This window comes from Streptosporangium minutum (assembly GCF_002149035.1).
GTDB classification, from domain to species: domain Bacteria; phylum Actinomycetota; class Actinomycetes; order Streptosporangiales; family Streptosporangiaceae; genus Streptosporangium; species Streptosporangium minutum.
In genome coordinates, this window is sequence record NZ_NGFP01000021.1 from 1 (window position 1) to 21690 (window position 21690).

General features: G+C 73.3%; 22 protein-coding genes. 13 read left to right on the top strand and 9 right to left on the bottom strand.

Going from position 1 to position 21690, the window contains the following annotated elements; translation table 11 throughout:
• The first annotated feature begins 448 nt into the window (after nucleotides 1-448).
• Nucleotides 449-652, top strand: a complete 204-nt coding sequence (locus CA984_RS07065; RefSeq protein WP_086569479.1) for a hypothetical protein — start codon at nucleotides 449-451, stop codon at nucleotides 650-652.
• The gene (locus CA984_RS07070) at nucleotides 645-2075 is read left to right on the top strand and encodes a nitronate monooxygenase (protein ID WP_207620767.1); all 1431 of its coding nucleotides are present in this window, start codon (nucleotides 645-647) and stop codon (nucleotides 2073-2075) included. Before CA984_RS07065 ends, CA984_RS07070 begins: the two co-directional genes overlap by 8 nt.
• 43 nt (nucleotides 2076-2118) lie before the next feature.
• Here the strand turns inward: CA984_RS07070 and CA984_RS07075 are convergent, their stop codons facing one another.
• Together CA984_RS07075 and CA984_RS07080 are read right to left on the bottom strand one after the other, a co-directional pair.
• Nucleotides 2119-3018: a MurR/RpiR family transcriptional regulator gene (locus CA984_RS07075; protein WP_086569483.1), complete on the bottom strand. Its 900-nt coding sequence runs from the start codon at nucleotides 3016-3018 to the stop codon at nucleotides 2119-2121.
• 28 nt (nucleotides 3019-3046) lie between these two features.
• Nucleotides 3047-4597, bottom strand: a complete 1551-nt coding sequence (locus tag CA984_RS07080; protein WP_086569485.1) for a glycoside hydrolase family 3 protein — start codon at nucleotides 4595-4597, stop codon at nucleotides 3047-3049.
• Between the two features lie 237 nt (nucleotides 4598-4834).
• On the opposite strand from CA984_RS07080, the gene CA984_RS07085 reads away from it, so the two are divergent.
• Entirely contained in the window at nucleotides 4835-6385 is a 1551-nt protein-coding gene (locus tag CA984_RS07085; RefSeq protein ID WP_086569486.1) for a glycoside hydrolase family 10-like protein, read from the top strand.
• A 273-nt stretch (nucleotides 6386-6658) separates the two neighbouring features.
• On the opposite strand, the gene CA984_RS07090 is transcribed toward CA984_RS07085, so the two are convergent.
• Entirely contained in the window at nucleotides 6659-7138 is a 480-nt protein-coding gene (locus CA984_RS07090; RefSeq protein ID WP_086569488.1) for an SRPBCC family protein, read from the bottom strand.
• Nucleotides 7139-7140: 2 nt separating this feature from the next.
• Nucleotides 7141-7563, bottom strand: a complete 423-nt coding sequence (locus CA984_RS07095) for a nuclear transport factor 2 family protein (RefSeq protein ID WP_086569490.1) — start codon at nucleotides 7561-7563, stop codon at nucleotides 7141-7143.
• Between the two features lie 73 nt (nucleotides 7564-7636).
• Here CA984_RS07095 and CA984_RS07100 point away from each other — a divergent pair, with 73 nt between their 5' ends.
• Entirely contained in the window at nucleotides 7637-8149 is a 513-nt protein-coding gene (locus tag CA984_RS07100; RefSeq protein ID WP_086569492.1) for a MarR family winged helix-turn-helix transcriptional regulator, read from the top strand.
• On the opposite strand, the gene CA984_RS07105 is transcribed toward CA984_RS07100, so the two are convergent.
• Nucleotides 8146-9066, bottom strand: coding sequence for an AraC family transcriptional regulator (locus CA984_RS07105; RefSeq protein ID WP_086569495.1), 921 nt, complete (start codon nucleotides 9064-9066; stop codon nucleotides 8146-8148). The genes CA984_RS07100 and CA984_RS07105 overlap by 4 nt on opposite strands.
• A 114-nt stretch (nucleotides 9067-9180) precedes the next feature.
• Here CA984_RS07105 and CA984_RS07110 point away from each other — a divergent pair, with 114 nt between their 5' ends.
• The gene (locus CA984_RS07110; protein ID WP_165781139.1) at nucleotides 9181-9585 is read left to right on the top strand and encodes a nuclear transport factor 2 family protein; all 405 of its coding nucleotides are present in this window, start codon (nucleotides 9181-9183) and stop codon (nucleotides 9583-9585) included.
• A gap of 221 nt (nucleotides 9586-9806) precedes the next feature.
• Here CA984_RS07110 and CA984_RS07115 read toward each other — a convergent pair whose 3' ends face one another.
• Complete coding sequence (locus CA984_RS07115) at nucleotides 9807-10733, bottom strand: N-acetylglucosamine kinase (RefSeq protein WP_086569498.1); 927 nt, start codon at nucleotides 10731-10733, stop codon at nucleotides 9807-9809.
• Nucleotides 10734-10801: 68 nt separating this feature from the next.
• Between CA984_RS07115 and CA984_RS07120 the strand changes: the two genes are divergently transcribed.
• The 5 genes from CA984_RS07120 to CA984_RS07140 all read left to right on the top strand — a co-directional run bounded on the left by CA984_RS07120 (nucleotide 10802) and on the right by CA984_RS07140 (nucleotide 15451).
• Nucleotides 10802-11968, top strand: coding sequence for an anhydro-N-acetylmuramic acid kinase (locus CA984_RS07120; RefSeq protein WP_086569500.1), 1167 nt, complete (start codon nucleotides 10802-10804; stop codon nucleotides 11966-11968).
• A 267-nt stretch (nucleotides 11969-12235) separates the two neighbouring features.
• On the top strand, nucleotides 12236-12772 hold the full coding sequence (locus CA984_RS07125) for an NADPH-dependent FMN reductase (RefSeq protein WP_165781140.1): 537 nt from the start codon (nucleotides 12236-12238) through the stop codon (nucleotides 12770-12772).
• Between the two features lie 234 nt (nucleotides 12773-13006).
• Nucleotides 13007-13900 (top strand): LLM class F420-dependent oxidoreductase, encoded by an 894-nt coding sequence (locus tag CA984_RS07130; protein WP_086569504.1) that lies wholly within the window; start codon nucleotides 13007-13009, stop codon nucleotides 13898-13900.
• Between the two features lie 109 nt (nucleotides 13901-14009).
• Nucleotides 14010-14516, top strand: coding sequence for a hypothetical protein (locus CA984_RS07135; protein ID WP_086569505.1), 507 nt, complete (start codon nucleotides 14010-14012; stop codon nucleotides 14514-14516).
• 62 nt (nucleotides 14517-14578) lie between these two features.
• Entirely contained in the window at nucleotides 14579-15451 is an 873-nt protein-coding gene (locus CA984_RS07140) for a diacylglycerol/lipid kinase family protein (protein WP_086569507.1), read from the top strand.
• 97 nt (nucleotides 15452-15548) lie between these two features.
• Here CA984_RS07140 and pgm read toward each other — a convergent pair whose 3' ends face one another.
• Complete coding sequence (gene pgm / locus CA984_RS07145) at nucleotides 15549-17186, bottom strand: phosphoglucomutase (alpha-D-glucose-1,6-bisphosphate-dependent) (RefSeq protein ID WP_086569509.1); 1638 nt, start codon at nucleotides 17184-17186, stop codon at nucleotides 15549-15551.
• 230 nt (nucleotides 17187-17416) lie between these two features.
• A complete protein-coding gene (locus CA984_RS07150; RefSeq protein WP_086569511.1) occupies nucleotides 17417-18082 on the bottom strand; it encodes a TetR/AcrR family transcriptional regulator in 666 nt (221 codons plus the stop codon).
• A gap of 97 nt (nucleotides 18083-18179) precedes the next feature.
• On the opposite strand from CA984_RS07150, the gene CA984_RS07155 reads away from it, so the two are divergent.
• Nucleotides 18180-19154: a quinone oxidoreductase family protein gene (locus CA984_RS07155; protein ID WP_086569581.1), complete on the top strand. Its 975-nt coding sequence runs from the start codon at nucleotides 18180-18182 to the stop codon at nucleotides 19152-19154.
• A gap of 120 nt (nucleotides 19155-19274) precedes the next feature.
• On the opposite strand, the gene CA984_RS07160 is transcribed toward CA984_RS07155, so the two are convergent.
• Entirely contained in the window at nucleotides 19275-19598 is a 324-nt protein-coding gene (locus tag CA984_RS07160) for a hypothetical protein (RefSeq protein ID WP_086569513.1), read from the bottom strand.
• 17 nt (nucleotides 19599-19615) lie between these two features.
• Here CA984_RS07160 and CA984_RS07165 point away from each other — a divergent pair, with 17 nt between their 5' ends.
• Both CA984_RS07165 and CA984_RS07170 read left to right on the top strand, forming a co-directional pair.
• Nucleotides 19616-20251, top strand: coding sequence for a hypothetical protein (locus tag CA984_RS07165; protein ID WP_086569515.1), 636 nt, complete (start codon nucleotides 19616-19618; stop codon nucleotides 20249-20251).
• A gap of 138 nt (nucleotides 20252-20389) precedes the next feature.
• Nucleotides 20390-21613 carry an NAD(P)/FAD-dependent oxidoreductase gene (locus tag CA984_RS07170; protein ID WP_086569517.1) on the top strand — a complete coding sequence of 408 codons (1224 nt, stop codon included), beginning with the start codon at nucleotides 20390-20392 and terminating at the stop codon, nucleotides 21611-21613.
• Nucleotides 21614-21690: the final 77 nt, after the last annotated feature.

Genomic DNA, 21690 nt, shown 5'->3' on the forward strand with positions numbered 1-21690 from the left:
GGGCACGAGACCGCAGCCGGTGAGGCCGGCTGCCAGGACGGCGATGAGCGGCGCCTTTCGCACGGTGTCGAACCCTTTCGATGATTACGACATGCTTTATTGCGACAAATGACAACGAAGAAGACCGTACCGGACACCTGGCGGGCGTGATCACGGGCATGACGCGGTCGCCGGGGACGCGCTGGAGAAGCAGGCGCCCGGCCAGGTCACCGCCCTGCCGGTCCTGGAGGCCGGCAGGAGGGCCGGGCGCGGGACGGACGCGGCGCCGCCGTCGCCCGCGCGGGCGGGGCGCTCGCCTCCGGCGGGCGGCGGAGCGGGAATGTGACCGTAGGGCCTGTCGATTCGGGACTTTGGCCACTGGGCGAGGGTGGCCGCGGATCGCTTGGATCTCAGGTGCATCCAGATACCGGCGGAGCCCTGACGCTCCGTCGTCCAGAAGGGCGTTGCCTTGTCGGTTTCCCATGAGTTCACCGGCGTCCTCCGCGAGGAGCGTCGCGCGGTCCGCGACCCGTTGCCCTCGTCGATCGGCGCTTTCCGGACGGCCGGCGCCACGCGGGGGAACGCCGGCGCCCGCGCCGCCCGCGAGACCGTCCGGGCGAAGGAGCTCGCCCTGCTCGCCTGGGCCGGTACGGTCCGAGCCCGACGTGTCTGAGGCCAGGCCGCCCCTCCTCATCCAGGGCGGGATGGGGGTCGGCGTGTCCGGGTGGCGGCTGGCGCGGGCCGTCGCCCGGACCGGACAGCTCGGCGTGGTGTCCGGAACGGCGCTGGACGTCGTGCTGGCCAGGCGGCTGCAGGACGGAGATCCGGGCGGGCACCTGCGCAGGGCGCTGGCGCACTTTCCGGCCCCCGAGGTCGCCGAGCGGGTCCTGTCGCGGTATTTCGTCCCCGGCGGCGCCGGGGACGGCCTGCCGTACCGGCCGGTGCCCCGGCTCGGCCTGCGTTCGCACCGGGGCCGGGACGAACTCACGGTGGTCGCGAACTTCGCCGAGGTGTTCCTCGCCAAGGAGGGACACGAGGGCCCGATCGGGATCAACTATCTGGAGAAGATCCAGATGGCCACGCCCGCCGCCGTCTACGGGGCGATGCTCGCCGGTGTCGACTACGTGCTGATGGGTGCGGGCATCCCCTCGGAGATCCCGCGGCTGCTCGACGCGCTCGCCGTGCACCAGCCGGCCCAGATATCGGTCGCGGTGGCGGAGGCCGCCACGGAGGACCGCCACACCGTCGGCATCGACCCGGTGGCGCTGCTCGGCCGCACGCCCGGACCGCTGGAGCGGCCCCGGCTGCTGGCCATCGTCTCCTCTCACGTCCTGGCCGCCTACCTCGCCCGCTCTCCGCAGACCCGCCCGGACGGGTTCGTGCTGGAGTCACCGGTGGCGGGCGGGCACAGCGCGCCCCCCCGGGGCAGAATGGTGCTCGACGCCGCAGGCGAGCCGGTCTACGGCCCGCGCGATCAGGTCGACACCGGCAAGATCGCCGCGCTCGGGCTGCCGTTCTGGCTGGCGGGCGGCTACGCGACCCCCGACGGGTTGGTACGGGCCGTCCAGGCCGGGGCCGCCGGCATCCAGTTGGGGACGGCTTTCGCGCTGTGCCGGGAGTCGGGCCTGGACGACACGCTCAGGCGGCGCCTGCTCGGGCGCGCGTCAAGCGGGACCCTGGAGGTCCGCAACGACCCGCGCGCCTCGCCGGCGGGCTTCCCCTTCAAGATCGCCGATCTGCCGGGCACCCTGTCCGACCCGGAGGTCTACGGCGACCGCCCCCGCCTGTGCGACCTGGGCCACCTGCGCACGCCCTACCGCAAGGAGGACGGCGCGGTCGGCTACCGCTGCCCCGCCGAACCGGTCGACACGCACGTCCGCAAGGGCCGCCCCGTCGAGGACACCGTGGAGCGCCGCTGCCTGTGCAACGGGCTGCTCTCCGCCATCGGCCTCGGCCAGCGCCGCCCGGACGGCTACCGGGAGCCTCCGCTGCTCACCCTCGGTCAGGATCTCGGGTTCCTCGACGAGCTGCCGGAGGACTACTCGGCCGCCGACGTCGTCGACCACATCCTCTCCGGGGTGAGGGCCACGGGCTGAGGGGACCCGGCCGGGTCCCCTCAGGCTCACGGACGGAGGCCGCTCAGGAGGGCTTGTTGCGGCGGCGGGTGTCGGCCATGAACTCGTCGAGCGCGCCCCTGGTGGCCCGCAGCGCCGCGTCCGAGGTCTCGAACGTGCGCTGGGCGATGCCGACGAAGATGCAGTCCACGATCAGGAGCTGGCTGATCCGGCTGGCCAGGGCTCCGGGGCGGAACGCCGTCTCCCGGCCCGCCGAGACCAGGACGTGCTCGGCCAGCTCGGCCAGCGAGGAGCGCGGGTTGTTGGTGATCGCCACCGTGGTCGCGCCCGCCTTCTGGGCGACCCGCATGGGCGCGATCACGTCGGGGGTCTCGCCGGTACAGCTCACCCCCACCGTGACGTCGCCCTCCCCGAGCAGCGCCGCGCTGGTCAGCGCGAGGTGCGCGTCGGTGAAGGCATGGCTGGAGCGGCCGATCCGCATCAGCTTCTGTGCCATGTCGGCCGCCACGAGGCCGGAGGCGCCGACCCCGTAGACGTCCACCCGGCGGGCGGCGGTCATCGCCTCGACCACCGTGCCCAGCCGGTCGGGGTTGAGCTGGGCCGCGGTGTCGGCCAGCGCCTCGGACTCGGCCCGGGTCACCTTCGCGATCACGTCGGTGAGCGGGTCGTCGGGCCCCAGATCGCCGGGGACGAGCCGTTCGGGCTCCTCCCTGGCCACCGCGGCGGCCAGGGCGAAGCGCAGCTGGGAGTAGCCGGCGAAGCCGAGGGCTCTGGCGGTGCGCACGATCGTGGCCTCGCTCGTCCCGGAGACCGCGCTGAACTCGGTGATGGTGCTGCGGGCCACCATCCCGGGATCGTCGAGGATGAGCCGGGCGATGGCCTGAGCTGCGGGGGTGAGTGAGGGCAGAACCGCCCTCACGGTGGCCACCAGGTTCACGGGTGTGGGGCCGTCTTGCTCGTTCATCCGGGCACCTCTTCTGTCGGGATCAAGCCTATTGCTCGCCGGTCAGCCATAGGGCGGCCGCGCGGGCCGAAACCCGGGAAATACCGTGGGTGGCGATGTGAACCGCCCCGGTCGGCTCGCCGGGCAGCCCGGTCTCGATCACGATCGCGTCGGGGCGCAGCCCGACGGCCCTGGACAGCAGGTCCCGGACCCACGCGTGGCGGGGGGCGTCGTGCGCCACCAGGACGAGCGGGCGCCGGTGGTCGGAGAGGTCGGGGAGGCCGGCCGTCTCGGCGGCGACGGTGTGCCCGATGGTGCCCGGCAGCAGCTCGCTCATGGCGCCGACGAGCCCGGTGGGGGTCGAGGGGTCGATCGCCAGGTTCAGGCGCGGGGCGATGTCGACGACCAGCGGCGGCCGTGACAGGACGGGCGGGTGCGCGGTCCGATCGCCCGCGACGGTCACGCGCATGGCCGCACGGGCGGCCCGCAGGCCGAGTTCCTCGCCTTCCCCCCGCGGGTCCCGTCCTCCCTGTCCGCCCGGCGCCTCCCGGGCCTCCGTGGTCTGTGCGTCCCGTGCCCGCTCCCGCGCGGCGGCGTTCCCGGCGTACCAGCCGGCCAGGGCCAGCACGCGTCCCGCCGCCTCGGCCAGCCGCTCCTCGGGAAGCCTGCCGTCGTGCACGGCCCGCACGATCGCGTCCCGCAACGCGTAGACGCTCTCCCCGCCCGCCGAGGACACGCCGACGCAGATCGCGTCCACCCCCGCGGTCAGCGCGCGGACCGCGATCTCGCCCGGGGGGTGCAGGGCGGCGACGGCGCCCATCTCGATCGCGTCGGTGACCAGCATGCCGCCGAAGCCCATCTCCTCGCGGAGCAGGCCGGTCAGGATCCGCCTGCTCAGCGTGGCGGGGTTGCCGGGATCGAGTGCGGGGACCAGCAGGTGGCCGCACATCACGGCCTGGACCCCCGCCTTGACGGCCGCGTGGAACGGCGGCAGGTCGCGTTCCCGGAGGAGTTCGAGGTCGGCGTGGACGGTCGGCAGCGCGTGGTGGGAGTCGGTGACGGTGTCGCCGTGACCGGGGAAGTGCTTGGCGCAGGCGGCCACCCCGGCMCCCTGCAACCCTGTGATCCAGGCGGTGGTCTGCCGGGCCACCAGCTCGGGGTCGGGGCCGAAGGAACGGATGCCGATCACCGGGTTGGCCGGGTTGGCGTTGACGTCCACCACGGGGGCGTAGTCGAGGGTGATGTCGGCCGCGGCGAGGAGGCGGCCTATCCCGCGGGCGACCTGTTCGGTGCGCTCGGCGTCGTCGGCCACCCCGAGCGCCCGGTTGCCCGGCCAGGAACTGCCGGTCCTGGCCTCCAGCCGGGTGACCGCTCCGCCCTCCTCGTCCACCGCGACCACCACGGCCGGGTTCTCCCGCCGCAGACCCGCGACGAGTTCGGCCGTCTGCGCCGGGTCGGCGAGGTTCCGGGCGAACAGCACGGCGCCGCCGAGCCCTTCGGAGAGCGCCCGGCGCAGCCAGTCGGGCGGCGCGGTGCCGTCGAAGCCGGGCTGGAGCACGGTCATGGCCAGCCGGGCCAGGGTGGGGCTGTGGTGGGGCATGGGGGCACCTTCTCGCCGGAGACGTCTCGGGGCAGGTTACACATCAATGACACTTTCTTTCATCATCATTGCTTTGAAAGTAACTTTCTGCCATTCTCGCCGTCGAGACCCTCGTGACCCTCCTGACCGGCTCCGTGTCCGTTCGACGGCATCTGGCCCGCGGCCCTGTGGCCCCCGCGGCCCCGCGGCCGGAGCGGCCGGGAGCGGCCGGGACGCAACACCCCCCTTGGAGTCCGCATGAGCTCACCCACCCGACGCACCGTCCTGCGCGGCCTCGCCCTCGCCGCCGCGGCGACCGCCGTACCCCTGCCCGCCTTCGCCTCCGCCTCCGCATTCGCCGAGTACGTCCCGCCGCTGCGCCAGATGCGCGGCATGTGGATCGCCTCCGTCGTCAACATCAACTGGCCGTCGAAGCCCGGGCTGACCGCCGACCAGCAGAAGGCCGAGTATCTCGCCTGGCTGGACCTGGCGCAGGCCCGCAAGCTGAACGCGGTGTTCGTGCAGATCCGGCCGACCGCCGACGCCTTCTGGCCCTCGCCGTTCGAGCCCTGGTCGCAGTATCTGACCGGCACCCAGGGCCAGGACCCCGGCTACGACCCGCTGGCGTTCGTGGTCGAGGAGACGCACAAGCGCGGCCTGGCCTTCCACGCCTGGTTCAACCCCTACCGCGTGTCGATGCAGCCCGACCCGTCCAAGCTGCACCCGGACCACCCGGGCACCAAGCACCCCGACTGGATCGTCCCCTACGGCGGCAAGCTCTACTACAACCCGGGCATGCCCGAGGTCCGCGCGTTCGTGCAGGACGCGATGATGGACGCGGTGACCAGGTACGACATCGACGGCCTGCACTTCGACGACTACTTCTACCCGGTCAACACCGCAGCCTTCGACGACAGCGCGGCCTTCGCCAAGTACGGCCAGGACTTCCCCGACCTCGCTGCGTGGCGGCGCAACAACGTCGACCTGCTGGTGCAGGAGATGCAGCAGCGGGTACGGCAGGCCAAGCCGGAGATCGCCTGGGGCATCAGCCCCTCGGGCATCTGGCGCAACAGGACCACCGACCCCCTGGGCTCGGACACGGGCGGCAGCCAGTCATACGACAACCTGCACGCCGACACCCGCGGCTGGGTCAAGAAGGGCTGGCTGGACTACATCGCGCCGCAGCTCTACTGGTACATCGGCCAGTCGAACGCCGACTACGCCAAGCTGGTCCCCTGGTGGTCCGACGTGGCGGCGGGCACCCCCACGCAGCTCTGGATCGGCCAGGCGGCCTACAAGGCGGGGGCGGCCGGGCAGCCCGCCCAGTGGTTCCAGCCGGACGAGCTCACCAGGCACCTGACCCTCAACCGGGACCACCCGCAGGTCGGCGGTGACATCTGGTACAACTCCGGCGACGTGCGCGACGACCGGCTCGGCTCGGTCACCACCGTCGTGACCGACCACTACACGCGCCCCGCCCTCGGCCCGCTGCTGCCCAGGCTCGCCGGCGGCGCGGCTCCGCGCCGCCCGGTGCTCGTCTGGGCGCGCCGGGTGGACGGGGGCGCCGAGCTGCGCATCCTCGCCACCGGCAGGGACGCCCCGTTCCAGTACGCCATCTTCCGGCTCGACCGGCACGCCCGGCCCGGGGACTTCGACGACGCCCGCAACCTGGTCGCGGTCGTCCCCGCCGACCGTCACGTGCGCTGGGTGGACCCGGCGGGCACCAGGGGCGCGTACTACTACGTGACGGCCGTCGACCGGGCCAACCGGCAGAGCCCGCCGAGCCAGGGCCGCCGCGTGCAGTGGTGACCCGCGCGGCGCCGCCGGGCGTCGTGAGCACGCAGTCGTGAGCACGCAGTCGTGAGACGCGGAGGATCCGGAGCGCGTGACCCGGCCGGAGGCGGCCGCGCCGCCGTACGCGGCAGGTCGGGGTCTCCGGGAGCGGCCGGTCCCCGGGACCGGCCGCCACCGCGTGCGGCGGCCGCGCCCTCGCCGGCTCACGGTGACAGCTCCGGCATCCGGTCCTCCACGCCGGCGGCTCGGAGATCACCGCATGCGACCGCCGTACCGGCCCCGCCCGGCTCAGGTCGCGGACCGTTCCCGGAGGGGGGCGCGGTCGCCGTCGGGCGTACCGCTGTCGAGGATCCGGGCGAGGCGGTCGAGGTCGTGTTCCTGCAGGCGCCGGTAGGACGGGGCCAGCAGCCCGGTCAGCGGGCGCAGAGGGCCGCGCAGCCGGATGTGGAGGGTCGCGACGAGGGCGACCCGCCCTTCGGGCAGGGCCTGCAGGCGGCGTGCCCCGTGAACGGTCACCGCGGCGCTGCCGCCCCGGTACTCGGCGTCGGTGGGGCCGGCGTGCTCGACGCGGGTGGGCGTGACGAAGTCCAGTCCCGCGAACCGCAGCTCCTCGACGATCCGCTGGCCGGCCCGGGCCGGTCCCGGCGGCTCGACGGTCATCCGCCGGACCTGGGCGCGCCAGCGCGCGTCCTGTGACCAGTCGAGGAACAGCCGCGCCGCGTCGTCGAGGGAGGCCCGGACGACCCGCCTGCCGGTGATCGTGCTCATGGTCAGGCCCCCGCCGGCCGGTCGCCCCAGAACTCGTCGACCTCGTACTGGTCGCGGCTGTGCAGCCAGGACTCGGCGATCAGGCCGTCCCGCAACGTCATGACGTGCGCCAGGTTGTTCTCCAGCGGGACGTTCGCGCCGGGGCGGGTGGCGGTGTAGGTGGCGAGGGCGACCGCCTGCTCGTCGTCGGCGAGAACGCGGTGGACGGCCAGCTTGAGCGTCCCCCCGGTGACGGCCGAGGCGTTGACGACGAACGCGATGACCGCCTCGCGGCCCTCGTAGTCGCCGGTGTTGGAACTGCGGCCGGGGACGTGCAGCACCGAGTCCGGGGCGAGCGTGCGGCGGACCGCGTCCAGGTCGCCCCGGTCGAGCGCGGCGTAGAAGTCCCAGACGACCTGGGTGTTGCCGGTTACCGCAGTGGTCATGGGTGAACCTCCTGAATATGTATTTCGACGTAGAAATAGTTGCACGGTTCTATTTTGATGTCAAAATAGTGTCATGACGGAAGAGGCCCAGGACCCGGTGCGGCGCATGGTCGAGCAGTGGAACGCCCGGCGTCCCGACATCGACCCCGCGCCCATGGCGCTGTTCGGCAGGCTCACCAGGGCCGAGAGAGGGGCCGGCGCCGCGATCGCCGAGGTACTGCGCCCGTACGGCCTCAACCGGGGGGAGTTCGACGTGCTCGCCACCCTCTACCGAGGTGGCGGGGACCTGTCACCCGGCGCGCTGGCGCTGGCGCTGTTGCTCTCCCCGGCGGCGGTCACCAACCGCGTCGACCGGCTGGAGCGATCCGGCCACCTGCGGCGGGATCCCGACCCGGAGGACGGGCGGGGCGTCCGTATCCGGCTCACCGACAGCGGGCACGACCTGCTGGAGCGGGCGCTGACCGATCATGTGGCCGGCCTGGCGAAACTGGCCGCCGGACTCACCGAGGCCGAGCGCGATCAACTGGAGGCGCTGCTGGCGAAGCTGTCGTCCGGCACGGGCGACCCGTCCTCCGGCCTCCGCTAGACCCGGTGCCCGGCCCGGTAGTGGCCGGGCGCCACCCCCCTGGCCCGGGAGAAGGCGCGCGACAGGGAGAACTCGGAGACATAGCCGACGCTCCTGGCGATGACGGACAGCGGATCCCCGGTGTCGCGGAGCCGCCTGGCGGCCAGCTCGACCCGCCAGCGGGTCAGGTACGCCAGGGGAGGCTCACCCACCAGCGCGGTGAAGCGCCTGGCCAGGGTCGCCCGCGAGACGCCCACCGCGCGGGCCAGTCCCTCGACCGTCCAGGCGCGTGCCGGGTCGCGGTGCATCAGCGAGATGACCAGGGCGATCTCGGGATCGCGTAGCGCCACCAGCCAGGAGGCGCCGGACTCCTCATTGGCGTTGATCCACTGGCGCAGGATGTGCACGAACAGGATGTCGACCAGCCGGTCGACGATGGTCTGCGATCCGGGGAGGCGCCCGCCGAGCTCGGTGGCCAGCATGCCCAGCGTCGTGGCCAGGTCCCCGCGCGCGGCGGTCTGGTCGGCCGGCAGATGGAGCACGGGCGGCAGGATCGTCAGCAGCGGATGGGACACGTAGGCGTCATAACGGTAGGCGCCGCAGATGATCCGGACGCTCGGCCCCCGGCCGGGGATGTCGATCTCGGCCGTGGAGAGGTCCTGACCCGCCGCGACCTCCTCGTACGGGGTCAGGGGGCCGTACGGGTCGCTGGCGAGCGCGTGACCGCCGCCGGTGGGAAGCAGCACGACGTCTCCCGCGACCAGCTGCCTGGGCTCCGAGCCCTCCACACGGAGCCAGCACGCGCCCTGCGTCACCGCGTGGAAGGCGGCCGTGGGGACCGTCCCCATTCTGAGACCCCAGGGAGCCGACGCGCTGAGCCTGGCCGACAGCACGCCGCCGATCCTCGTTGCCGCCAACACGTCGGAGAGCACATCCATGAAGCCAGCTTGTGAGACGAACGGTTATGAAGACAAGAGGAATCGCCATATGACCGCGCATTCGGCGCTCATAACGTCGATGTCGACAGCGAAACCCCTTCTGTGGAGGACACCGTGTCCACGACTTCCGACGCCCGCACGACGCTGGCGGCCTTCTTCGACCGGTTCGGCTCCGGCGACCTCGCGGGCGTCGCCGCCCTGCTGGACGACAAGATCGACTGGAACATCCCCGGCTCGGCGCGAGTGCCGTGGGCGGGGCACAGGTCCACCCCCGAGGAGGTGGTCACCACCCTGCGGACCATGGGCGGCGCGCTCACGCCGCAGGAGTTCACCGTGGACCGGATCGTGGCCGACGGCCAGGACGCCGTGGCCGTGGGACGCTTCACCCAGAAGATCAACGAGACAGGCCGGGAGTTCTTCTCCGAGTTCGCCGTCAGCGTGACCGTGACCGAGGGCAGGATCACCCGCTACCGCATCTACGAGGACAGCCTCGCGGTCGCGGTGGCGATGGACGTCTGAAAGTCCACCGGAGATCGTGCCCGGTCGGCCGGGACGCCGGTGGGCGTGGCGTGGTCAGGCGAGGGTTCCGGGCACGGTCGGTGCGGGTGAGCGCCGCGATCCGGAGGCTGACCGGGGCGCGGAGGCGGAGGGCGGCGGCACGGCCGGGGGGCTCCGGGTGCCGCTCCTGACGGCGCCCGGAGCTCGCGGGCGGCCGCGGCGACGGGAGCGGTGTGTACGGCTCAGCGCTCCTGGCCGATCAGCCGCCGGTGGGCCTCCAGCGGGGCCGCCGCCCTGGCGCCGTGCAGCGCCAGGGCGGCGGCCCCGGCGGCGCTGTCACGGGCGGTCACCACGCCGCGGTCAAGTCCGGCGCGGACCTTCGCCGCCAGCAAGGTGGGCTCGGTGAGCAGGGATCCCGCCAGCACCAGCGGCCCCGACCCCGGTCCCAGCGAGCGGACGGTGCCGACGAGCCGCCGGGCGGCCTCGTCCAGGATCGCGATGGCCGCCGCGTCGCCCGCTCCCGCGACCGACTCCACCTCCGGCGCCAGCCGCGCCAGCCAGGCGGGCCCCGCCTCGGCGACCCCCCGGTGGACCATGCTCACGATCCGCTGGGCGGACGCGCCGCCGAGGATCCCGCCGCGCAGCGCGGTGGGCGCGGCCCGGCCGTCGAGCGAGGCCAGCGCGGCCTGTACGGCCCGCCGCCCGATCCACGTCCCCGACCCCTCGTCGCCGAGCATCCAGCCGTACCCGTCGGCCCGCCGGACGACCCGCCGGTCGCAGATCCGGGCGGCCACCGCGCCGGTACCCGCGATCAGCACCGCCCCCGAGGGCTCCTCGGTCGCCCCGGCGAAGGCCGCGAGCATGTCGGGCACCACCGTGGGCCGCCCGGKCAGACCGGCAGCCCGCCACGCCTCGGTGGCGAGGGCCTCGGCCTGCTCGGGCGCCGATCCCGCGCCCGCCAGCCCGAACACGCCGCCCGTCACCCGCTCGGGGGCGAGGCTCCCCAGTGCCGCCCGGAGCGCCGCGCGCAGGCTGGCGCCGGGGTCGGCCGCCGAGAGGGTGTTCGCGCCCTTCCCGTATCCCCGCCCCGCCACCTCGCCGGACTCCGTCGCCACCACGCACCGGGTGCTCGTCCCGCCTCCGTCGACGCCGATGACCAGTGTCGTCACACGCACTCCATATGTAGATAATCTCCCAAGGACTATATTCTTCTGAAGAATTCCTGCAAGGAGAAGACGTGCGGGTGCTCGGACTGATATCAGGGACCTCCCATGACGGGATCGACAGCGCGCTCGTGGACTGGTCGATGGAAGACGGCGTGCTCACGGGGGTCGTCGAGCGCACCGGCGAGCGGCCCTACGATCACCAGCTCCGGGCGCGGATCGTCGCCGCGCTGCCGCCCAACCCGATCGACATGGCCGAGGTGTGCCGCCTCGACACCCTGATCGGCCAGGCGTTCGCCGACGCGGCCGAGGCGGGCGGCCCGGCCGACCTGGTCTGCTCGCACGGGCAGACGCTGTACCACTGGGTGGAGGACGGCAAGGTGCGCGGCACCCTGCAGCTCGGCCAGCCCGCCTGGATCGCCGAGCGAACCGGCGTGCCGGTGGTCTCCGACCTGCGCGCACGGGACGTGAGCGCCGGCGGGCAGGGCGCGCCGCTGGTCTCCTCCTTCGACCTGCTGCTCATGGCCGGTCTGCCGGGCCGCGCCGGCGCCCTCAACCTCGGCGGCATCGCCAACCTGACCGTGCGGGAGCTCGGGATCGCCTACGACACGGGCCCGGCGTCGGCGCTGATGGACGCGGCGGTGGCGGCCGCCACGGGCATGCCGTACGACGAGGACGGCCGGCTCGCCGCGGCGGGGCGGATCCACGATGAGCTGCTCCGGGACCTGCTGGCCGAGCCGTACTACCGGGCCCTGCCGCCGAAGACCACCGGCAAGGAGCTCTTCCACCCGGGCTACCTCGCCGGGATCGCCTCGCCGTACGGACTGGCCCTCCCCGACCTGCTGGCGACGCTGACCGCGCTGACCGCCGAGACCGTGGCCGCGGAGATCAGGCGGCACCGGCTCGACACCGTGATCGTCTCGGGCGGCGGGGTGCGGAACCCGGTGCTGGCCGGCATGCTGCGCGAGCGGGCCGGGCGGGCGCGGCTCGTGCCGAGCGACGAGTTCGGCGTCCCCTCCGACGCGAAGGAGGCGATCGCCTTCTCGCTCTTCGGCTGGATGACGGTACACGGGCTGCCCGCGACGGTCCCCGGCTGCACGGGCGCCGCCGGGCCGAGGGTGCTCGGCTCGATCACGCCCGGCCGGGGGCCGCTGACCCTGCCGGAGCCGCTCCGCGAGGCGCCGGACCGCATGCGTCTGGACGCCGTGCCCGCGCGCGGCGCGCGGGCGGCGGTCCGGTAGCGGGCAGGGCGGGCCCGTACGGTGACCCGGAACCCCTCCGAGGGCGTCCGGGTCCTCGCATGCGAGATCTTTCAGCGTTTCCCCGGTGAGCGACACCGGACGGAGAGGGCGGGGCCGTGGGTTTCACGGACATCCGGCCGTGTTTGGTGAAGAAATCACCGGGTCATGCGCGATATGTGCTGGAGATCACGTTCGTTGGCCTTTTCCTGGGGCAGGTCCCCCCTCGCGCGTAGCGTTCGCAAGCTCGCGACAGGGATGGGGTCGGGGATGAAGATCATAGGAATTGCCGGAAGCCTCCGCCCGGGGGCGTATGTCCGGAAACTACTTGAGGCGTCGGCCAGAGAGCTGCCGGCGTCGGTGGACTTCGAGATCTGGGACGGGCTGGATCAGGTGCCGCCGTTCCAGGAGGGGCCGCTTCCGCAGCGGGTGGACGAGCTGTGCCACATCCTCTCCGGAGCGGACGGCCTGCTGGTCGCGGCGCCGGCGCACAGCGTCCTGCCGCCCCAGCTCGGCCACGCGCTGGCCTGGGCGGCGTCCTCACGCGGCGGCGCGGTCCTCGTCGGCAAGCCGGCCGCGGTGCTGACCGCCTGCCTGCACGCCCACGAGGCGACGTGGACGCAGACCGAGCTCCGCCGTGCCCTCGGCACGGCCGGCGCGGTCGTGTACGGCGCCGACCTGGTCGTGTCGTCGGCTCTGAGCCAGTTCGACTCCGAGGGCAGGCTCGTCGATCCGGAGTTCCGCGACAGGCTCTGCAAGGTGCTGGAAGGACTCTGCAAGCCGTCCTTCACGAAGTCCACGGTGTAACGGGCCGCCGGAGCCGCGCGGCCATCGCGTGATGTCCGGTTGCGGCCCTGCCGGACGATCGCCGCGGTGGCCGTGTCTCCATGCCCGGTCCCTCCGCCGGTGCCCGTGCCCCCGTACCCGGCCTCAAGGGCCGCGGCCGGCGCGCCGGGCCGCCTCGATGTTCGATSATSATCGAACATCGAGGTATGTTCTATCTCAATCGAACACTTTGGCAGAGCTGGATCGGAGACGGCGATGGGCATCGGCCGGATCGGTGTGTGGCATCCCCTGCTCGGACGGGCCCCGGCCCCGGCCGTACGGCGGGCGGCGGTGGAGATCGAAGCGCTCGGCTACGGCACGCTGTGGTTCGGTGAGGCGCCGGGGACCAGAGAGGCGTTCAGCGCCGCGGGCATCCTGCTCGCGGCCACCGAGCGCATCTCGGTGGCCACCGGCATCGCCAACATCTGGGCACGGGACGCGACCGCCATGGCCGCCGGGGGGAAGTCGTACGGCGAGGCCTACCCGGGGCGGTTCGCCCTGGGCATCGGGGTCAGCCACGCCCCCCTCGTCTCCCAGCGGGGCCACGACTACACGCGTCCCCTCGCCGCGATGCGCGCCTACCTCGACGCGATGGACACCGCCGCGGCCGACCTGATGCTCGTCGACGACCCGCCCACGCCCAGGCTGCTGGCGGCCCTGCGGCCCCGGATGCTGGAGCTCGCCCGGGACAGGGCCGACGGCGCCCACCCGTACTTCGTACCGCCGGAGCACACCGCGCGGGCCCGCGAGATCCTCGGCTCGGCCCCGATCCTCGCCCCCGAGCAGGCCGTGGTCCTGGAGCGCGACCCGGCCAAGGCCAGAGAGATCGCCCGCGCGCACATGGACCCCTATCTGAAGCTGCCGAACTACGTCAGCAACCTGCTCCACCTCGGCTACCAGGATCACGACCTCACCGGCGGCGGCAGCGACCGGCTGGTGGACGCGATCGTCGCGTGGGGCGACACGGAAACCGTCGCCCGGCGGATCGGCGCGCATCTCGACGCCGGGGCGGACCACGTCGCCGTCCAGCCGCTCCCCACCGACCTGCGCGGCGGCGTCGATCAGCTCGCCGAGCTGGCCCCGGCCCTCGGCGTGCGCCCGGGGGAGTAGGGCGTCACATCCAGGGGGCGCCCTGTCGCCGAGGGCCGGGCGGACCCGGCGCAACCTCCGTGCCGTGCCGTACGAAGATGGGTAATAAGAGGGGGGCAGGGAGGTCGTCGTGGGTGACTCGGGGGAGGAACGGGCGCTGAGAGCACTGGGCGCCGCGCTCGACGCGAACGCCCCGGTCGTCCGCCACGGGCTCAGGGAGTTCCCCGAGGGCGCGCCGTTCCTCTGGCTGGGCTTCCCGGGGGCGGGGGAGGCCGCTGTCTTCGCGCACGACCGTCAGTGGATCTGCCTGAGCGAGCCGGTGCCGGGCGGGGTGACCACCCAGCTCGTCGCCGGCCGGCTCGACGAGGACCCCGCGCTCGTCGCCGAGCGGCTGATGTCCGTCATGGCGCCGGTCCGCGGGCGGGCCGGCGGCCTGTCCCGCGTGCTGAGGGCCTGCGGGATCGGCCTCGCCGGGGGGCTGGGGGTGGGCATGCTGGGCCTGGTGATCATGGCGATACTCGTCGCGGGCAACGGCTACCTCTCGGACACCTCGACCGCCGCGGTGTATCTCCTGGCCGCCCTGCTCGGAGTCGGAGCCGGCCTCTGGCTGGGCGTCCACTGGTGGAGGCTGGGCTGACCCGCGCGTGATCGCCGCTCCCGAGGGCAGGCAGCCATCAGGCGATCAGTTGGAGGGACGGCATGGCCGAGTTGCTGGTGATCTACAACGAGGAGGCGGGCGGCGTGGACGACGCCGCCAGGACGGCGGTCCTGGAGGTGCTCCGCGGCGGCGCCGACGTGGTGGAGGCGCCCGCGGGGCAGAAGGACCTGGACGAGATGCTCGACGCCCATCCCGGCCGCGACGTGGTCGTGCTGGGCGGCGACGGGTCGCTGCACGTGACGGTCGCAGCTCTGCACCGGCGCGGCGAGCTGGACGCCCGTACCGTGGGCCTGGTCCCGCTGGGCACCGGCAACGACTTCGCCCGCGGCCTGGGCATTCCGCTGGACCCCGAGGTGGCGGCCCGCATCGTGCTCGCCGGGCGGCCCCATCCGCTCGACCTCCTGGTGGACGACGAGGGCGGGATCGTGGTCAACGCGGTGCACCTCGGCGTCGGAGCGGAGGCCTCCGAGCAGGCCAAGCCGCTCAAGCCCGGACTCGGACGGTTCGCCTACGCGGTCGGCGGGCTGCTGGCGGGCGTGCGGAGCCCCGGCTGGCGGCTGCGGGTGACCGTGGACGGCCGGCCGCTGGCCGAGGGCCGTCCGGTGCTCATGGTCGGCATCGGCAACGGCGTCACCATCGGCGGTGGCACCCCGCTGACCCCTCAGGCCAGGCCCGACGACGGCATGGTGGACGTCGTCGTCGCGCTGACGACAGGGCCGGTGGAGCGGCTCTCCTACGCGCTGCGACTGCGCAGGGGCACCCACCCGGAGCTGCGCGACGTCGTCACCGGCCGCGGCCGCGAGGTGGCGGTGGAGGGCGAGCGCGTGCCGGTGAACGCCGACGGCGAGCTGACCGGCCCGACGACCCGGCGCCGCTGGACGGTCGTGCCCGCCGCCTGGCGGATGTTCACCTGACCGGGGCCGCCCGGCCTGCCGGGGGCCCGTCCTCCGGAACCGCCGCCGGAGATCACCCGGCCGGGCCGCCGCCGGGCCGCCCGGCCGGGCTCCGTGCCTACTTCAGCGACTCCGACACCAGGTCCCTGGCCGCCTCCTGCACCTCGGCGAGGTGCTCGGGCCCCTTGAAGGACTCGGCGTAGATCTTGTACACGTCCTCGGTGCCGGAGGGCCGGGCGGCGAACCAGGCGCTGTCCGTGCTGACCTTCACCCCGCCGATGGGGGCGCCGTTGCCGGGCGCCGAGGTGAGCACCTCCCTGATCGGCTCGCCGGCGAGCGTGTCGGCGGTGACCTGGTCGGCCGAGAGCCTGCCGAGCACCGCCTTCTCCTCCCGGGTCGCGGGAGCGTCGACCCGGGCGTAGGCCGGATCGCCGAACCTGGACACCAGCCCGGCGTAATGCTCGCTCGGCGAGCGGCCGGTGGTCGCGATGATCTCGGAGGCCAGCAGCGCCAGGATGATCCCGTCCTTGTCGGTGGTCCACACCGACCCGTCGCGGCGCAGGAACGACGCCCCCGCGCTCTCCTCGCCGCCGAAACCGAGCGAACCGTCGAGCAGTCCCGGCACGAACCACTTGAACCCGACGGGCACCTCCATCAGCCGCCTGCCCAGATCGGCGGCCACCCGGTCGATCATGCCGCTGCTCACCAGCGTCTTGCCGACCCCGGCGTCCGCGGGCCAGTCCGGGCGGTGGGAGTAGAGGTAGGAGATCGCCACGGCGAGATAGTGGTTGGGGTTGAGCAGGCCCCCGTCGGGGGTGACGACGCCGTGCCGGTCGGCGTCGGCGTCGTTGCCCGTGGAGACGTCGAACGCGTCGCGGTTGGCGATGAGGGAGGCCATGGCGTACGGCGACGAGCAGTCCATCCGGATCTTGCCGTCCCAGTCCAGCGTCATGAACCGCCACGTCGGGTCGGTCAGCGGGTTGACCACCGTCAGGTCCAGCCGGTGCCGCCCGGCGATCTCCCCCCAGTAGGCCACGCTCGCCCCGCCCAGCGGGTCGGCGCCGATGCGCACCCCCGCCTCCCGGATCGCGTCGATGTCCAGCACCGACGGCAGGTCGTCCACGTAGGCGCCGAGGAAGTCGTGACGGCCGGTCGTGTCGGCGGCCAGGGCCCTGGCGTAGGGGATCCGCCTGACCTCCTTGAGACCGCCCGCGATCAACGTGTTGGCCCGGTCCTGGATCCACGAGGTGGCGTCGGTGTCGGCCGGGCCGCCGTTCGGCGGGTTGTACTTGAAGCCGCCGTCGCCGGGCGGGTTGTGCGAGGGGGTCACCACCACACCGTCGGCCAGACCTGTCGTGCGCCCGCGGTTGTGGGTGAGGATCGCGTGGGAGACCGCGGGCGTCGGGGTGTAGCCGTCACGGCTGTCGATCAGCACCCTCACCCCGTTGGCCGCGAACACCTCCAGCGCCGACACCTGGGCGGGCTCCGAGAGCGCGTGGCTGTCGGCGCCGAGGAACAGCGGCCCGTCCACTCCCCGCGCCGCGCGGTATTCCACGATGGCCTGGCTGGTCGCGAGGATGTGGTCCTCGTTGAAGGCGACGTTCAGCGAGGAGCCGCGGTGCCCCGACGTGCCGAACGACACCCGCTGGCCGACCTCCTGGGGGTCGGGGTGGAGGGTGTAGTAGGCGGTCACCAGGCGGGCCACGTCAACCAGATCGGAGGGCTGGGCGATCTTCCCCGCGCGCTCGTGCGTCATTGCGATCTCCTTATGTCATCACGGCCAAACGGTACCTACCCGCAAACAGGCAGAACTTTAGCCATCGCCCCGCACTTCGCCCCCGGGCCTGCGACTTCTCGCCGTGCCCGGCCGCCGGGAGGGGGCCGGCACCGAGCCGGGACGGCGATCCCGGGCCCGCCGGTCGGGCAACCATGACCTGTGCCGCGTCGTGGCGGTCGAGAGACGCACGGCTTCTCCGCCCGCCTGCCTCAGGTGGGGGCGGGGGACGCGAGCATCCCGGCCGCCATGACGCGCAGCGACGCGGCCAGCCGGGACGCCTCTCCGCGCTCCAGCAGCCGCAGGACCGGTTCGCTCTGAAGGCTGCCCAGCAGGATGTGCGCCAGCAGTTCCCCGTCCAGGTCGGGACGCCTGGCGGCGATCAGCGTGCTGGTATGGCCGTGCCAGAATCGGTAGACGGGATGGCCGTCCCGCGAGCCCGGAGCATGGTCAGCGCTGTCAGCACTGTCACCGCCGTCCCGATGTCCGTTCTGCTCCTTCCACTCCGGCCTGGGGGTCGCCGTAGCGGCGTGGCCAAGTGCCGCGAGGAGCCCTTTGTTGCGGCCGACGACGTCAACGATGGCGTCCAGAAAAGCCGTCAGCCGCTCCTCGGGCGGGGCGCCGGGCCCCAGCGGCGGAGGCCCGCTCGCCACGGCCTCCTCCAGGGCGTAGGCCCGCTCCTGCATCAGCGCGACCATCAGCCCCATCCGGCTGCCGAAGCGGTGGAACACCGTGCCCTTGCCGACCCCGGCCGCGGCGGCGACCTGTTCCATGGAGATCTGCTCGGGCCGGTGGCGGGCGAGCAGTTCCTCGGTCGCCCGCAGGATGGCACGGCGGTTGCGTGCCGCGTCGGCGCGTTCGCGACGCTCCTCGATCATCGGCTCCTCTTTCCCATGGACAACTGGACCGTCGGTCAAGTACGTTCGTGTCGAACTTGACCGCAGGTCCACTTTAACCCCGATGCGGGAGGACAGCATGCGCCGAATCCGTTACCACGCCTATGGCGGCCCCGAGGTGCTCACCATGGAGGAGACGGAGATCCCCAGCCCGGGCCCCGGCCAGGTGCGCATCCGCGCCGAGGCCATCGGCGCCAACTTCGTCGACGTGAAGTTCCGTCAGGGGCCGGAAGCCGGCGGGATCTACCGCCGCGACCTGCCCGGCGTGCTCACCGGCGACGTGGTCGGCACGGTCGACGCGGTGGGGCCCGGCGCCGACCCCGGCCTCACCGGCCGGCGGGTCGCCGCGCTGGCCGAGGACGCCTTCGCCGACCACGTCGTCGCCGACACCGAGTGGCTCGCGCCCGTGCCGGAGGGGATCGACGACGCCACCGCCAGCACGCTGCCGATGGGCGCCCCCGTGGCGCTGGGCGCGCTGCGCGCCGCCCGGCCGGCGCCCGGCGAGACCGTGCTCGTCCACGCCGCCGCGGGAGGCATAGGCCACCTGGCCGTGCAGCTCGCCAGGATCTCCGGCGCCGGCACCGTGATCGCCGCAGCCGGCTCACCCGGCAAGCTCGACTTCACCCGCACACTCGGCGCGGACGCGGCCGTCGACTACTCCGCGGAGGATTGGCACGAACGAGTGCGCGAGGTCGCGCCAGGAGGAGTCGATGTCGTGCTGGACTCCGTGGGCGGCCGCGTCCTGGCACGCAGCCTCGACCTCTTGGCGCCGCTCGGCCGGGCCGTCGTCTACGGGGCGGCTGGCGGCGAGGCGACCGACATCCCACTGACCAGCCTTTTCGCGATGAAATCGGTAGCCGCCTTCTCACTGCTCGCCTGGCGCGCGGCCGCGCCGGAGCAGGCGCGCGAAGACATGGAAGCAGTCGCGCGGCATGCGGTCGAGGGCAGGCTGCGGGCCGCACTGCATGCCCGGCTACCGCTCGACGAGGCGGCCGAGGCGCATCGGATCATGGAGAGCCGCTCCCAGCTCGGCCGCGTCCTTCTCATACCTTGAGGCCGCCGAGGACTCGTGGCCCGGTCATCGATGCCTGCACGACCGTGTCCTGTCCGGTGAGCGCTCGGCGGAAGGGCTCGAAGATCCCTGACCGGCGCCGGTAGGACCGAGGTCGACGTATCATCGGCGCCCGCGGCGCGACAGCCGGCGGCCCATGCGGCTCACCCGGTCAAGCAGGCGTCTCCGGATCGCGGGAGCACCCGATCCCGCGGCGACGCCGGCCGGGCCGGCCGCCGGGATCGGGGCCACCGGCCCGACCAGGTCGGGGGCCTGGCCGAGCGCCTTCCGCTCGTTCTCCGAGGCCTCCTCCAGGCGGGCGCGGAGCCGCTCGCGGATCTCGTCCGGAGTGTAGGCCTGCCGCCGCCGTTCCGCCCGGGCGATCACCGCTCCGGTCGCCGCCACGCCCGCGACACCTGCCAGGCCGAGTATCTTCCACCACCGCATGTGCCTAGGCTACAGAGATGCCCGGCAAGAGCATCAGCCTCGACGAGGCGGTCGACCTGACCCGTACCGGCGACGTGTGGCTGTTCCGCGGCCGCACCGTGCCCGATCGAGCCATCCAGACCGTGACGAACAGTCCCGTCAACCATGTCGGCATGTCCGTCGTCATCGACGACATGCCGCCGTTGATGTGGCACGCCGAACTCGGCCGGTCGCTGCCCGACCTGTGGTCCGGGACCCACCAGCGCGGGGTCCAGCTGCACGACCTGCGCGAGGCGGTCTGCGTGTGGGCCACCAGGTACGGCCAGCGCGGCTGGCTGCGCCAGCTCGAACCCCAGGTCACCCGTGAGATGGAGGACGCGGTCCTGCGTACCGTCGCACGCCTGGACGGCACCCCCTTCCCCTCCACCGCCCGGCTCGCCGGTCGCTGGTTCCGCGGGCGGGTGCCGAGGCTCCTGAAGCGGGGCGCCGAGGAGAGCGCGCTGGAGAGCGCCTACTGCGCGGAGGTCGTCGCCGTCACCTACGAGGCGATGGGGCTGCTCCCCGGCGGTCGCCGGCCGAACTGGTACGACCCGGGCCGGTTCTGGAGCGGTGACGACCTGGAGCTGTCCGGTGGGTTCCGGCTCGGCGGGGAGATCACCGTGAAGCTGGCGTAGGCCGTACGGCAGACTTGGACGCAGACGCGTCCCCCGGCGGCTCGCCACCCGAGGTCACAGGTGGTGGATCTTGTCGCTCCGTGTCGCTGCGGGCACCTCGCAGCGGACACGCCGCTGTGAACACAAGGGGGATGGGTCATGTCGGACACCGTGGTCGTCGTCGGAGCCGGGCTCGCCGGTCTGTCATGCGCGGTACGGCTGCACGCCGCAGGGGTGCCGGTCCGGGTCGTCGAGGCCGCCGGGGAGGTGGGCGGGCGGGTGCGCACCGACATCGTGGACGGCTTCCGGCTGGACCGCGGTTTCCAGGTGTTCAACACCGCCTACCCGGAGGCCGGCCGGGTCCTCGACATCGGCGCCCTGGATCTGGGGGCGATCGCCTCGGGGGTGATCGTCTTCGACCGGGGGCGGCGGGAGCGCTTCATGCTGCCCTGGCGGCATCCCGAGCACGCGCTCAGCGGGGTGCTGGCGGATGTGGGGTCGCCGCGCGACAAGGCCGCCCTGGCCGCGCTGACGGCACGGGACATCGCCTTCCCCGCCGGCCGGCTGCGGGGCGGCACCGAACGCACCACGGAGGCGGAGCTGCGGCACTGGGGCATCTCGTCCAAGATGATCGACAAGCTGTTCCGCCCCTTCCTGTCCGGAGTGGTGCTCGAACGGGAGCTCCAGACCTCCAGCCGGTTCTTCCACCTGCTCTGGCGGGCCTTCGCCCGGGGCACGGTCGGGCTGCCGGCGCTCGGCATGGGGGAGATCCCCCGGCAGCTCGCCGCCCGCCTCCCGGCCGAGGCGCTGTCACTGGGCACCCCGGTCGCGGCGGTGACGGAGGACGGGGTGAGGACGGCCGGGGGCGAGACGATCCCGGCCCGCGCGGTCGTCGTGGCGACCGACCCGGCCGCGGCGGCCGGTCTCTGTCCCGGATTGAGGATTCCGGAGATGCGCGCGGTGACGACCTTCTACCACGTCGCCGCCCGCTCGCCGCTGGGGGAGCCCACGCAGATCGTCGACGCCGAGGGCTTGATCACCGACACCCTGGTCGTCACCGACGTCGCGCCCGGATACTCCCCGGACGGCCGCGCCCTGATCTCCACCTCGCTCCTGGGGGTCCTGTCCGACGCCGACGAGCCGGGGGTCCGGTCGCGGCTGGCCCAGATCTACGGGACGGACACCTCCGCCTGGCGGCACCTGGCGACCTATCCGATCGAGGCCGCGCTGCCCGCGATGACGCCGCCCTTCCCGCTGCGCCGGCCGGTCCGTCTCTCGCCCGGCCGCTACGTGTGCGGCGATCACCGCGACACCGGCTCCCAGCAGGGTGCCCTGGTCTCCGGCCGGCGTGCCGCCGCCGCCGTACTGGCCGATCTGGGCTGACCGATCCGAGCCGACCGGCGGACCAACATCTCTTCATGCAGGGAGATATGTAGTCAAGAGTCACACTATGGGGCATT